Here is a 12,316-nt window from a genome sequence, read left to right as displayed (position 1 = left end):
GGGGTTGGGGTGGGGGGGGGCCCCCCCCCCCGCGCGGCCCCGCTCGCCCCAAACCCACATTGTCACACCCCAGTTTTCCCACCCTGCGCACCCCCCCACCCCCGGCCAGAACCCAGGACCCGAGATCAACAGCGGCCGGGAGCCAGTAGGTGCCCAAGACACCCTTGGCTGGAACCGTCACGAGCCCGGAAAAGCAGCAGGGCCGCCTCCCCGAGGGAAGACGGCCCTGCTTGGAAAACCTGGATCAGATCACGGTGACCGAGGTGGCCTGCGGACCCTTCGCGCCCTGCCCGATCTCGAACTCCACGCGGGCGTTCTCCTCGAGGGTACGGAAGCCGTTGCCCTTGATCTCGCTGTAGTGCACGAAGACGTCGCCGCCGCCGTTGTCGGGAGTGATGAAGCCGAACCCCTTCTCGGAGTTGAACCACTTCACAGTGCCCTGAGTCATAAAATCTCCATATGCAACACAAACAAACAGGAAGCCACGTCGGCAGCCCGGGTCATGACCAGACGGTTTGCTTCCCCGGAAACACGAGGAGACACTACGCCCGCTGAGTTCTGCGAGCGTGAACCAACACGAACACAAAAAACGAGACCTGAATCAGTAAAGCACACCTCACGCAGGCCGACAAGCGTCAACACCCGGGTGTGCCCGGTCGCACTGTACCTCTCCCGGCGGAGGCTCCACCGCCCGGGCTATTCGCCGCTGGCGGCGCGCAGGGGTACCTCGGCGCCGAACGGTGAACGGCGCAACGCCTCCCGGTTCGTGGCCACGACGGCGATGTCGTGGGTCTCGGCGTCCGCGCTGAACTGCACCGGCACCACGCCGGAAACGGACTTGTCCTGTGGCTTCGTTTCGTCAGCCATGTTTTCTCCCAGTGTCAACACAACGCTCTAAGTACTGCGTGCCAACAACTTCACCGGTGATCGTCCCGGTCCATATCGGACCCCTCGGTGTTGCCGCGATTGTGCCACGGCCGACCGACAAAATCCGGTCTCCGCGACCGAAAGTCGGCCGAGTCGTCACCGGTTTCCCACCCTTTGGAGCAGGTGAAGGCGGCGCCACAAGGGTTTCTGTGTATCCCCTGAGAAAAAGTACCGCCCGGTAGTCGGCGCGGCGGCCCCTACTGGCCTCCCTGCTGCGACCTCGCGGCGCCCAGCAGGGTCGTCAGCCGGATGTCCGGGGTCACCACGTCCGGATCCGTCCTGATGTCGATCACGCACGGCCGCTGCCGCACCAGCGCGCTCGCGATGATCGGCTCCAGCTCCTCACGGTCGTCCACGGTGTACCCGGCGGCGCCGAGCCCGCGTGCCCACGACGCGAAGTCGGTGACGGGGACGGTGACCCCCGAAAGCCGTCCGTGCTTGCGCGCCTGGTGCACGGCGAGCGGTCCGTGCACGCCGTTCTGGAACACCAGGACGGTCACCGGAACGCGGTAGCGGACGGCGGTCTCGATCTCCTGCCCGGTCATGAGCGCGCCGCCGTCTCCCGCCATCGCGATCACCGTCCGGCGTGGTTCGGCGAGTTTCGCCGCGACCGCCGCGGGGACGGCGTAGCCCATGGCCGCGTTGCTCGGCCCGAGCTGGCTGCGCGGCGCGGTGAAACACCAGTAGCGGTGCATGAACTGGGCGAAGTTGCCCGCGTCGCTGGTCACGATCGCGTCCTCGGGCGCGAGTTTGCGCACCGCCCGGATCACGTCGGCGGGGTGGACGCGGGTGGCGCCGCTGGTGTCGGGCGGCGTCATGAAGGTGTGCACGGCGGCGTTCGCGGCCGACGCGCGCCGCTGCCGCGGTGAGGCGACATTGCGCAGTTCGCGCAGGAAGGGCTCGACCTCGGAGTCGACCCGGAAGGTCAGCCCGCCGCGGCGGGCGGGCTCGATCCCCGTGCCGACCAGCACCAGCGTCTGCGACGGCGTCGGGTAGCGGAAGGACTGGGTGGTGACCTCGTCGAGCTGCGTGCCCAGCGCGAGCACGAGATCCGCGCGCTCCAGCGCGTCGAGCTGCCGCGCGGGGATGCCGATGCCGAGGTGGCCGGCGTAGCGCGCGTGGTTCTCGGGGAAGGCGTCCTGACGGCGGAACGCGTTGTACACCGGCAGCGCGAGCTCGTCGGCGACCGCGATCAGCTCGTCCCGCGCCGCCCGGGCCCGGCCGCCGACGATCACCACCGGGTAGCGGGCCTCGTCGACCAGCTGCGCGACCGCCTCCGCGGTCCGGCCGAGCGCGCCGGTGGCCGGCGGGCGCACGGCGGCGACCGGTTTGGCCGAATCGAACGGGACCCCCCAGAAGTCCGCGGGGACGGCGACGACGGTGGGCCCCGGCCGCCCTTCCCGGCAGCGGGTCAGCGCCTCGACCAGCAGGCTGGGAACCTCGTCCGGCGATTCCGCGCGGCCGGTCCACTTGGAGATCGGCTCGAACATCGCGGTCAGGTCGGCGGTGGGCAGCTCGCTCGTCGGGCCGGGATCCTGCGGCGGGTTCTCCAGGAGGACGACCATCGGGCTCTCGTCCTGGTACGCCGTGGAGACGCCGATCGCGAGGTTCGCCGCGCTCGGGCCGCGGCCGGCCAGGAGCACCGCCGGGTGCTCGGTCAGCTTGCCTTCGGCCTCGGCCATGAAGGCCGCGCCGGAGTCGTGCCTCGCCGAGACGAAGGTGATCGAACGCTCGCGTTGCAGCGCGTCGAGCAGATCCAGGAAGGACTCACCCACCACCGCGTACACGCGGTGGATCTGCGCCTCGGTCAGGATCCTCACGGCCGTCTGGGCGACGGACGCTCCCGGTTGGTATCTAATGAGAAGAGCTTAGGCGGGCGGTGATCGGTGCCGTCAAGCGATCTTCCGATTCCGGCAACCCCGGAGCGGCGGAATGTCCGAAATTCGGAACGTGTTCGAGCAAGGGAGCACGAAAACGTGACCTCAGCCACCGCCGGACGTGAAACTGTTTTCACTTACGGGGCGCCGGCCTTGAAATACGGCACCGGGTCGAGCGACGAGATCGGCTACGACCTCACTCAGTACGGCGCGCGCCGGGTGCTCGTCCTGACCGACGCGGGTGTCGCCGCGACGGGCTGGCCGCAACGGATCGCCGAAGGTATCGAAACCTATGGCATCGAAGCCGTCGTCTTCGACGGCGTGCACGTCGAGCCGACCGACGTCAGCATGCGGAAGGCCGTCGACTTCGCCCGCGGGCAGGGCGAGTGGGACGCCTTCGTCGCCGTGGGTGGCGGGTCGGCCATCGACACCGCCAAGGCGGTGAACCTGTTGACCAGCAACGACGGCGACCTGATGGACTACGTCAACGCGCCGGTCGGCGGCGGCCGCGCGCCGAGCGCGCCGCTGAAACCGCTGGTCGCGGTGCCGACCACCACCGGAACGGGTTCGGAGAGCACCACGGTCTGCGTGCTGGACGTGTTGTCACTGCGGGTGAAGAGCGGCATCAGCCACCTCCGGATGCGGCCGAGCCTCGCCGTGGTCGACCCTCGGCTGACGGTCTCGCAGCCGCCGGAGGTCACCGCCGCGAGCGGGATGGACATCCTCTGCCACGCCGCGGAGAGCTACACGGCCAAGCCGTACACCGAGTTCGACCGGAAGCGGCCGGAGGACCGGGTCCCTTACTGTGGCTCGAATCCGCTGGCCGACATGTTCGCCGAGCAGTCGCTGCGGTTGCTGTCGTGGGCGCTGCCCGCGGCCGTGCGGGACGGCTCCGACATGAAGGCGCGCGAAGCGATGGCGCTCGCGGCGACGTTCGCCGGGCTGGGGTTCGGCAACGCCGGCGTGCACATCCCGCACGCCAACGCGTATCCGATCGCCGGGCAGGTCCGGGACTTCCATCCGTCCGGGTATCCGGGCGACGAAGCGATGGTGCCGCACGGGATGGCGGTCTCACTGACCGCGCCGGCGGCGTTCCGGTTCACCTTCGACGCCGCGCCGGACCGGCACATCCGGGTGGCGCGGCTGCTCGCGCCGGACTACGAATGGCCGGGCGACCTGCGGGATCACCTGCCCGCGGTACTGGGACAGATCATGCGGGAGATCGGGATCCCCAACGGGATCGGCGCCGTCGGCTACACCGAGTCCGATGTGGACTCACTGGTTTCCGGTACGGTGAAACAACAACGACTGCTGGCGACGGCGCCGCGCGAGGCGTCCGAAGCCGATCTCGCCGTCATCCTGCGCGAGTCGGTGACGCTGTGGTGAACGCCGAGTACCCGCACTGGCAGACGGTTCCGTTGCGGTGGAAGGACAACGACGTCTACGGGCACGTCAACAACGTCGTCCACTACTCGGTGATGGACACCGTGATCAACACCTGGCTGATCGAACGCGGCGGCCTCGACATCGAAACCGGCGAGGTCATCGGGCTGTGCGTGGAATCGCAGTGCAAGTACCACGCTTCGGTGTCGTTCCCGGGTGAACTCGAGGTCGGTCTGCGGGTGGGTCATCTCGGCCGGTCCAGCGTCCGCTACGAGGTCGGGATGTACTCGAAGGAGACGGTGATCGCCGAAGGTCACTTCGTGCACGTCTTCGTCGATCGCGAATCCCGGCGCCCGGTCCCGGTCGAAGGTCTACTCAGGAGCGCGCTGGAAGAACTGCGCACTGGGCTGGGGTAGCCGCGGCGACCACGCGTGCATGAGCTGGGCGTAGCGCGTGGACCGGTCCATGAGTTCGAGATGGGTGCCGAGGGCGGTCTCCTTGCCGTCCATCACCAGGACCCGGTCCGCGCGCAACGCCGACGACAGCCGGTGCGCGATCACCACCAGCACCCCGCCCCGCTCGGCGAACGCCCGTTCCGCACGGGCTTCGGCGGGCGGGTCGAGGTGCGACGTCGCCTCGTCGAGGATGACGACACCCGCGTCGCTCGCGTAGACGCGCGCGAGCGCGATCAGCTGCGCCTCGCCGGCGGACAGCGTGCCGTGCCCGATCTCGCCGTCGAGCCCGCCCAGCCGCGTGACCAGCGGCTCCGCGCCGACGGCCGCCACCGCCGCCAAGAGTTCGCGGTCCATCGCGGTCTGCGCGAACAGGCCGACGTTGTCCCGCACGGACCCCGCGAAAACGTAGGCCTCCTGCGGGATCAGCGCGATCATCCGGTGCCGCAGCGCCGCCGGGACCTCCCGGACCGGCGCTCCGCCGAGCAGCACCCGGCCACCCTGCGGTTCGAGCATGCCGGTCAGGAGCCCGGCCAGGGTCGATTTGCCGATACCGCTCGGCCCCACGACCGCGAGCCGCTCGCCGGGCCGCAGGTGCAGGTCGAGTCCCCGCACCACCGGCTGCGCGGCCGCGCCCCAGCTGAAGGTCAGGTCGCGCACGTAGATCGCGATCCCGTCGGGTTCAGCCGTGCCGTCGGGTTCCGGTTCGGCCTGCGCGGTCTCCGCGAGCCGCCGCAGCGCGACGATCAGCCGCAGCACCACGGTGCTCGCGGTCGCGGCCAGCCCGCGCAACGCCGGCTGCATCGTCGTCGCGAGATAGACGAGCGCGCCCAACGCGGCCCCGGCGGTGAGCACCCCGTCCCTGACCATGCCAGGCGCCACCAGCAACGCCAGGAGCAGCGGTACGAACCCCCCGGTCGCGATCACCACCGTCCTGGCCGCCCCGGACCGCGCCACCCGCACGGCCGCCGCGGCCTGCGTGTCGATGGCGTCGTAGAGCTCCAGCGCGGCCAGCGGTTCGGCGCCGCAGGCGACGACGTCGCGCATCCCGGACAGCGACGCGCCCGCGACCTCGGCGGTCCGCTCGTCGGCCAGCGCCAGCGCGCGCTGACGGCGGGCCAGCGAGGGGAGCAGACAGGCGAACACCGCGACCGCGACCACCACCGGGATCGCGACGATCAGCGCGAGCGAACCGGCGACGGTGAACAATCCGGCCAGCGCCGCCACCGTCGTCACGATCATCCCGCGCGCCTGCACCAGAAGCCCGGCCGTGGCGTCGCGGACGACCTCGACGTGCTGGGTGATGCGGGCGACGCCGCTGGCGTCCGGCTGGTTGCGCGGCGGCGCCGGATCGTGCAGGACCCCGCGCACGACGGCCGTCACCAGTGCGTCGCGCAGCGGCTCGACGACCTTGCCGAGCTGATGCCACACCAGCCGTGAACCGAACGCGCCGATCACGGCGACCAGGCCGAAGACCGCGAGCCAACGCAGTCCGGTGCCTGGCCGACCCGCGGCAAACCCCTCGTCAACCGCGAGTTCGACCAGGCGACCGGACAAGAACGCGGGCGCGCTTTCCAGTACCGAGCACGCCAGCAGGACCAGCCCGCCGCGCCACTGCCCGGCCAGCGCCGAGCGGTAAAGCCCCCAGACGCTCATTGCGCGCCCTCGGTGAAAACAGCCCGATAAGCGGGATCCCGCCACAGCCCGTCATGCGTGCCGACCGCGCGGACGCGGCCGTCTTCCAGCCACACCACCGTGTCCGCCCGCGACGCGGTGGCCGCGCGATGCGTCACCACCACCCTGGTCCGGCCGGGGAGCGTGCGCTCGATCGCCTCTTCGACCGCGGCTTCGGTGACCGTGTCGAGGCTGGCGGTGGCGTCGTCGAGGATGAGCACCCGCGGCGCGTGCGCGATCGCGCGCGCCAGCCCGATCCGCTGCGCCTCCCCGCCGGACAGCGGGGTTTCCGAAAGCGGCGTCCGGTAGCCGTCCGGCAGCCGGACGATCAGGTCGTCGACCTGCGCGGACCGGCACGCGGCGCGCACGGCGGCGTCGCCCGCCCACGAGCCGTAGCCGACGGCGTCGCCGATGGTCGCGCCGAGCAGTGCGGGCCGCTCGAAGGCGAACCCGACGACCGCGCGGAATTCGTTCGCCCGCAGCCGTTCCAGCGGGCGGCCGTCGAGCAGCGCCGTGCCTCGGTCCGGGGTCAGCAGGCCGCCGAGGACGTTGACCAGCGCGGACTTCCCCGCACCGGATCGCCCGACGACCGCGGTGAACCGGCCGCCCGGTACGAGCAGGTCGACGTCCCGCAGCGCGCCTTCGACGGTGACGCCGCGCAGTTCGAGCTCGCCCCGGCCGGGGACGACACCGAGGTCGCCTGGTTCGGGGACCGGTGAGTCCAGCACCTCGTTGATCCGCCGCGCGCACGACCGCGCGCGGGAAAGTGTGGTGAGCAACGGAATCTGGGTGATCAGCCCCATGCCGAGCGCCACGTAGCCGAGCGCCGCGAGGACCTGGCCGACGGTCAGCCTGCCGTCCAGCACACCGAAACCGGCGGCGGCGAGCACCGCGAGTTCGACCGCGGGCAGCAGCAGACCGGAACGCCACACCATCCTGGCCTGCGTCCGCCACATCCCGCGGCCGGCGAGACTCAGTTTCGGCAGCGGCCGCAGGACGCGTTCGGCCTCGCGATCGGCGGTACCCGACGCGGCGATCGTGCGGAGGCCGGCGACGGCGTCGACCATCCTCGCCGCCAGTTCGCCGGACACCTCTTGATAGGTCAGGACGTCGTCCGCGGTGTTCCTCAGATGGGTGCGCGCGAGCATCAGGCCGAACGGGATGCTGCCGAGGAAGACGAGCGCGAGCCGCCAGTCCATCAGCGCGAGCAGGACGACGGCCCCGCCGGAGATCAGGGTGGTCGACCCGAGCTGGACGACGACCGAGGCGACCATTCCCGCCCCGGTGCAGTCACCGGTGAGCCTGCTGATCGCGTCGCCGTCGGCGAAGGTCGATCGGGTGCCGAGCGCGAGATGATGGTCGGCGAGTTTCCGGCGCAGCCAAGCGGTCGCGGCCGCGGTCATCCGCGCGGTGAGGATGCCGCCGATCAGGCCGACGGCGATTTCGGTGACACCGAGGACGATCAGCCAGGAGACCTCGGGAAGGCTGGGCCGCCCGGCCACCACGGCGTCCACCGCGGCGGCGAGCGCGCCGGGCAGCAGCAGCCCCGCCGCCGTCCCGGCGAGCGCGCTGAGGATCAGCGCGATCAGGCGGGGGCGATCGAGCAGGGTCACGGTGACCAACAGGCGATCGGCGGAACCCGCCATCCCACTCCTTACAACGTGATCCCAACGAGACGAACCAGGCGGCAAAATAAAGGCGCGGGAGCGGCGCACTTGGCCTGTGCCGCTCCCGCGCCCTCAGTGCTCAGCCGTGACTCAGTGGCAGGTCAGCAGGCTGACGGTGCTGTTGGCGCAGGAGGCCAGCAGGCTGAGGTTGCTCGCGCCGCCGTGGCTGCCACCGCCGCCGCCTTCGAGGACCTCGGGGGTTTCCAGAGCCTGCAGGTCGAGAACCAGTTCCATGGTGTTCCCTTTCACTAGTTATCTCTTGGTCCGCCGCCCTCACTGGACAGCAGTTCGGGAGGACAGGAAAGGCAGCGCGGCCTTCCCGTCCAGGGTGGCGGCCAGTGCGAGCAGGACGCCCGCGCCGCCGGTGACGACGTCCATCGACAGCCGCAGCAGCTGGTTGCCGGGGAACGCCAGGCCGCCCTTGTACGGCACCGCGTACCAGGCCAGCCGGGAAAGATGCAGCTCGATGGCGTCGCGGACCCGCTGGTCCGGTTCGGCGTCCATGGCCAGCGCGGTCATCAGCCCGCCACGGCCGAACAGCAGCCCGGGATGGATGACGAACTCGCCGCGGCACGCTTCACGCAGGCCGGGAAGGCTCTTCAACGCGTTCGCGCCGGGGCGGTACTTCGCCAGTTCTTCGGCGGCCATGAGGATCCCGGCGCTGCCGACACCCGCGTAGGGCAGCGTCCGGGTCTCCCCGTCGCGGACCTGCAGCGAGCCGTCGTCGGACTCGACGCATTCCTCGATGTCCCGCTCCAGCGCCTGGTCGGCGAAGGACAGCCAGCCTTCTTCGCGGGTGCGCTCGAACAGCCGCACGAACAGCAGCGCCGGACCGGACCAGCCGTTGAGCAGCCCGGCCCTGCCGAAGTCGCCGGGCGGCTCGGCGGTTTCGAGCGCTTCGGCGAGCCGGACGGCGGTGGCGAGCGCCTGCCTGCCGAACTCGTTGTCCTTGCGGGACACCGCGAAGTGCAGCTGGGTGAGCCCGATGCCGGACAGACCGCCTTCCATACCGTGGTCGGTGGTCTGCTCGACCAGCGTCGCCGACGCCGACAGCAACTTGGTGGCCTCGTCCCGGTATCCGAGTTCTTCGAGGACGTACGCGATCCCGTACGAGCCGTCGTAGAACCCCGGACGTCCCGGCGGTTCACGGCGGATCGAGTCCAGCAGCCAGCGCTCGTGTTCCCGGTGGCGCTCACCGCAGACTGTTTTCAGCGCGTAGAGGACGCCGGCCGCGCCGTAGCCGAAGCACGCTCCGCCGACACGGAACTGTTCGATGTCGCCGGGGAAGAGCCGGTCGGTGCGCTCCGGGGTCGCGCTGGCGAGGATCGCCTCGGTGATCTGCTTGCGCACCAGCGCCCAGTCGGGCTTGTCCTGGTCCAGCTCGGTCGCGCTCGTCGGCGACGGGCCGTTCCGGGGTGCGAGCTCGGCGACGATCGAGTCGGCGTAGCCCTCCGGGACGTCGAAGCGCTGCTGGACGAAGTCCGCGAGCCCGCGCAGCTTCGCCGGGGCGAGCTCGAGAAGCGTCGTGAGCGGCAGGAAGATCCACAGCTTCAGGGCGGCGAGCGCGTACTCGTCGACCTCGAAGCCGGCCCGGTCCCGCGGGGCGCGGAAGCCGGGCGCGCCGAGGGCGGGCCTCGTGCCGCTTTCGACGTCGGCCGCCATCTCGAAGTCGATCAGCGAGACCGTGTCCTCGTCCCCGTCGACCAGGATGTTCAGCGAGTGCAGGTCACCGAAGACGATCCCGCGGCCGTGCACCTCACCGACCATCGCCTCGACCCGCCGGACCAGCGCCAGCGCGCGTTCGGTGTACGCGGCGATGTCCGCCTCGGTGGTGTCGCGCCTGGTGAGCGGGTAATTGCGGGCGAGCCAGCTGCCCAGCGAGACACCGGGCATGTACTCCATCGCCAGGAAGTGGTGCTCCCAGACGGTGAAGCGGTCGTAGGTGGCGGGAATGCCGTCGATCCCCTTCAACCGTTCCAGCACCTCGTGCTCGCGGCGGAGGCGTTCGACGGCGTCGACCTCGTCGCGGTCCAGGCCGGCGAACGGCCGTGCCTCCTTGAGGACCACCCGTTCGCCGTCGGTCTTCCGGTCGGCGAGGTACACGCCGCCGCCGTTGGAGAAGTGCAGCGAGCTTTTCACCTGATAGGGGAATTGATCCGCACTGCCGCTCTTCCGAGCTGCGAGATGAGGCGCGAGAAACTCCGGAATCGTCACCCAGTCGGGTACGGAGAAGGTCGGCTCGCGTTTGTCCGGGACCAGGGTCCCGTCCGGTTTGCGCATCGCGAGGACCCGCTTGCCGTCGAGTTCGACCCATTGCTCGGCGAATCCGCCGTAGCGGACGTAGAGCGGCCCGGCACCGTACCGGAGATCACTGAGAATGTATGCCCCTGGTTCGCCGTCGAGCTTCGCCGACAACTCGGCGAGAACACGCTCCAGCTCGTTGTTGTCAGCCGGATAAAGAGTCAGTAACTTACCGCTTCCATCACGCGGAGCGTATTTCGAATTTCTCGCGAGCAGGGTGCTCCGCGAGCGGAGATGCTTGTACGACACGTCGTGCTCGACACAATGCTCGTGCACCTTCACGAGCACCCGCTCAGCGTTGCCCAAACCTGCCGAAACGTGGATTTTCCAGCCCTGCAAGGGAAGGTTTCGAGCAACAGGGTGCAACAGCCGCCACACTCCACGCACTCCCGTGCGCCAGCCGGCCTCGGGAGCGGGCAGCAGGGAGGCGAAATCGTCGGCGGCGTCCCCGTTTTCCCGCTGCTCATCGAAGAACAGCGGATCGGCGAAGCAATACGCTTCGTACCGGACGTCCATCGAGCGCCCCCTCCTTGGCACCAATCGGATGGGCCATGTGCACCATCGCGATGGAGAATATTCCACCCGCCGGACACCGAACGGCCAATCCGCCATACCGGGGGTTCGGATGGGCTGTTCAGGGTCGTGAATTCGAAATCTACCGAATGGTAGGGGTACCCAGCGTGAGATCAACTCGTATTTCAACCACCCGGTCGGTGTGTAACAGGAACGAACCGGCGAGGTAATCCCTGGTCCAGGTGGCCGGCACAATAACGCGTGGCCGAATTGGCGGTGCGCCAACCGAACGCGCTTCGTGATCTATTCACCCGAGGTCTGGACCACTGCGGCCCCGCCGTGGCGCCCGCCACGCACCTCACCGGTCGGCCGTCGGCGATGATCCGCCCGGAGGTACGTTGTCGCCGGTGGAGCAGGTAAGGAGGCCGACGTGATCACAGGGTTCGCGGTGACCGTCGCGATCTGCGCGACGCTGGTCGCGGCGTGGAGTTTCGTTCAGGCCGGACGCGGGAAACTGCCCGACAACGCACTGCTCGGCGGCCTCGCCGTGGTCGAACTCCTGCTGGTGGCCCAGCTCGTGATCGGTGTCGTGCTGCTGATCGGCGGCGGCAGCCCCGGCAGCATGGCCACCTATCTCGCCTACCTGATCGGCTGCCTGGTCGTGCTCCCGCTCGGGACCTTCTGGGCGCTGGCCGAGCGCACCCGATCGAGCACGGTGATCCTCGGCATCGCCTGCCTCGCGATCCCGGTGATGGTGCTCCGGCTGCACGAAGTGTGGGCGGGCGCCAGTGCGTGAAGAAACCGAGGAGAAGACGGTGGACAAGACCTCCGGCCCTGGACGGATCCTGGTCGCCGTGTACGCGATCTTCGCGCTGGCGGCGACCTCACGCGCGGCCGTGCAGATCAGCACCAAGTTCCACGAAGCCCCGCTGGCCTACGCCCTCTCCGCGTTCGCGGCCGTCGTGTATCTCCTGGCAACCGTCGCACTCGCCCGCCGCGGCGCGGGCTGGTGGCGGGTCGCGCTCGTCGCCTGCGCCGTCGAACTGCTCGGCGTGCTGACCGTCGGCACGTTCAGCCTCTTCGACCGCGAGGCCTTCCCGCACGCCACCGTGTGGTCGGTTTACGGCCAGGGTTACCTCTTCATCCCGCTGGTGCTGCCGGTGATCGGGCTGTACTGGTTGCGGCGAACGAAGCCCTGACGGACGGGCTTTGGGATCGTTAGCGGTAAGGCCGTTATCGGCACCTGCCGCCGGTGCGCGGGCGGCGGTTTCGCGTGACTGAACGGACGACACGCGTGATCGGACGGACGGCTCGCGGCGGAACCCCGGCCGCGCGGTCGTGTCGTCCATCCAGTCACGCGTGTCGTCCGCCGGATCACGCGTGCCGTCCGGTCAGTCACGTAACATCGCCGGTCAAGTCTCGTGAGCGGTAAGGACGGTTAGAACCGCTTGGGTTCTAGTGGTCGTCGCAGCATCTGATGTGGAGGTGTTGTGGTGGCTGGGATACGTCGTCGTTGGTTGCC

At 69.7% G+C, this 12,316-nt stretch carries 11 protein-coding genes; 4 read left to right on the top strand and 7 right to left on the bottom strand.

Going from position 1 to position 12,316, the window contains the following annotated elements; genetic code table 11:
• Window positions 1-244: 244 nt before the first annotated feature.
• From ACFVM3_RS40530 to ACFVM3_RS40520, 3 genes are all read right to left on the bottom strand, one after another.
• Window positions 245-448 carry a cold-shock protein gene (locus ACFVM3_RS40530; RefSeq protein ID WP_005163378.1) on the bottom strand — a complete coding sequence of 68 codons (204 nt, stop codon included), beginning with the start codon at window positions 446-448 and terminating at the stop codon, window positions 245-247.
• Between the two features lie 248 nt (window positions 449-696).
• Window positions 697-867 (bottom strand): hypothetical protein, encoded by a 171-nt coding sequence (locus tag ACFVM3_RS40525; RefSeq protein WP_167373513.1) that lies wholly within the window; start codon window positions 865-867, stop codon window positions 697-699.
• A 257-nt stretch (window positions 868-1,124) separates the two neighbouring features.
• A complete protein-coding gene (locus ACFVM3_RS40520) occupies window positions 1,125-2,786 on the bottom strand; it encodes a thiamine pyrophosphate-binding protein (protein WP_378445090.1) in 1,662 nt (553 codons plus the stop codon).
• A gap of 171 nt (window positions 2,787-2,957) precedes the next feature.
• Between ACFVM3_RS40520 and ACFVM3_RS40515 the strand changes: the two genes are divergently transcribed.
• Window positions 2,958-4,190 carry a hydroxyacid-oxoacid transhydrogenase gene (locus ACFVM3_RS40515; protein ID WP_378445089.1) on the top strand — a complete coding sequence of 411 codons (1,233 nt, stop codon included), beginning with the start codon at window positions 2,958-2,960 and terminating at the stop codon, window positions 4,188-4,190.
• Window positions 4,184-4,603, top strand: coding sequence for a thioesterase family protein (locus ACFVM3_RS40510; protein ID WP_081975695.1), 420 nt, complete (start codon window positions 4,184-4,186; stop codon window positions 4,601-4,603). Before ACFVM3_RS40515 ends, ACFVM3_RS40510 begins: the two co-directional genes overlap by 7 nt.
• Here the strand turns inward: ACFVM3_RS40510 and ACFVM3_RS40505 are convergent.
• The 4 genes from ACFVM3_RS40505 to lanKC form a co-directional block, all read right to left on the bottom strand.
• Entirely contained in the window at window positions 4,559-6,295 is a 1,737-nt protein-coding gene (locus ACFVM3_RS40505; RefSeq protein WP_378445088.1) for an ATP-binding cassette domain-containing protein, read from the bottom strand. The two genes, ACFVM3_RS40510 and ACFVM3_RS40505, sit on opposite strands and share 45 nt — an antisense overlap.
• The gene (locus ACFVM3_RS40500; protein WP_378445087.1) at window positions 6,292-7,959 is read right to left on the bottom strand and encodes an ABC transporter ATP-binding protein; all 1,668 of its coding nucleotides are present in this window, start codon (window positions 7,957-7,959) and stop codon (window positions 6,292-6,294) included. Before ACFVM3_RS40500 ends, ACFVM3_RS40505 begins: the two co-directional genes overlap by 4 nt.
• A gap of 111 nt (window positions 7,960-8,070) precedes the next feature.
• Window positions 8,071-8,214: a SapB/AmfS family lanthipeptide gene (locus ACFVM3_RS40495; RefSeq protein ID WP_091598068.1), complete on the bottom strand. Its 144-nt coding sequence runs from the start codon at window positions 8,212-8,214 to the stop codon at window positions 8,071-8,073.
• 39 nt (window positions 8,215-8,253) lie between these two features.
• Complete coding sequence (lanKC, locus tag ACFVM3_RS40490) at window positions 8,254-10,797, bottom strand: class III lanthionine synthetase LanKC (RefSeq protein ID WP_378445086.1); 2,544 nt, start codon at window positions 10,795-10,797, stop codon at window positions 8,254-8,256.
• A gap of 427 nt (window positions 10,798-11,224) precedes the next feature.
• Here lanKC and ACFVM3_RS40485 point away from each other — a divergent pair, with 427 nt between their 5' ends.
• Window positions 11,225-11,590 carry a hypothetical protein gene (locus tag ACFVM3_RS40485; RefSeq protein ID WP_378445085.1) on the top strand — a complete coding sequence of 122 codons (366 nt, stop codon included), beginning with the start codon at window positions 11,225-11,227 and terminating at the stop codon, window positions 11,588-11,590.
• On the top strand, window positions 11,583-11,993 hold the full coding sequence (locus tag ACFVM3_RS40480; protein ID WP_378445084.1) for a hypothetical protein: 411 nt from the start codon (window positions 11,583-11,585) through the stop codon (window positions 11,991-11,993). The genes ACFVM3_RS40485 and ACFVM3_RS40480 overlap by 8 nt, the downstream gene beginning before the upstream one ends.
• Window positions 11,994-12,316: the final 323 nt, after the last annotated feature.

This window comes from Amycolatopsis sp. NPDC057786, assembly GCF_042797905.1.
Taxonomy (GTDB): Bacteria; Actinomycetota; Actinomycetes; order Mycobacteriales; family Pseudonocardiaceae; genus Amycolatopsis.
The sequence above is the reverse complement of the archived record's forward strand: the minus strand, read 5'-3'. Positions and strand labels throughout refer to the sequence as shown.

What these genes read in the sequence shown, in the direction of transcription:
- ACFVM3_RS40525 (WP_167373513.1), bottom strand. Translation starts at nt 867, where the DNA reads ATGGCTGACGAAACGAAGCCACAGGACAAGTCCGTTTCCGGCGTGGTG.
- ACFVM3_RS40500 (WP_378445087.1), bottom strand. Translation starts at nt 7,959, where the DNA reads ATGGCGGGTTCCGCCGATCGCCTGTTGGTCACCGTGACCCTGCTCGAT.
- ACFVM3_RS40530 (WP_005163378.1), bottom strand. Translation starts at nt 448, where the DNA reads ATGACTCAGGGCACTGTGAAGTGGTTCAACTCCGAGAAGGGGTTCGGC.
- ACFVM3_RS40505 (WP_378445088.1), bottom strand. Translation starts at nt 6,295, where the DNA reads ATGAGCGTCTGGGGGCTTTACCGCTCGGCGCTGGCCGGGCAGTGGCGC.
- ACFVM3_RS40495 (WP_091598068.1), bottom strand. Translation starts at nt 8,214, where the DNA reads ATGGAACTGGTTCTCGACCTGCAGGCTCTGGAAACCCCCGAGGTCCTC.
- lanKC (WP_378445086.1), bottom strand. Translation starts at nt 10,797, where the DNA reads ATGGACGTCCGGTACGAAGCGTATTGCTTCGCCGATCCGCTGTTCTTC.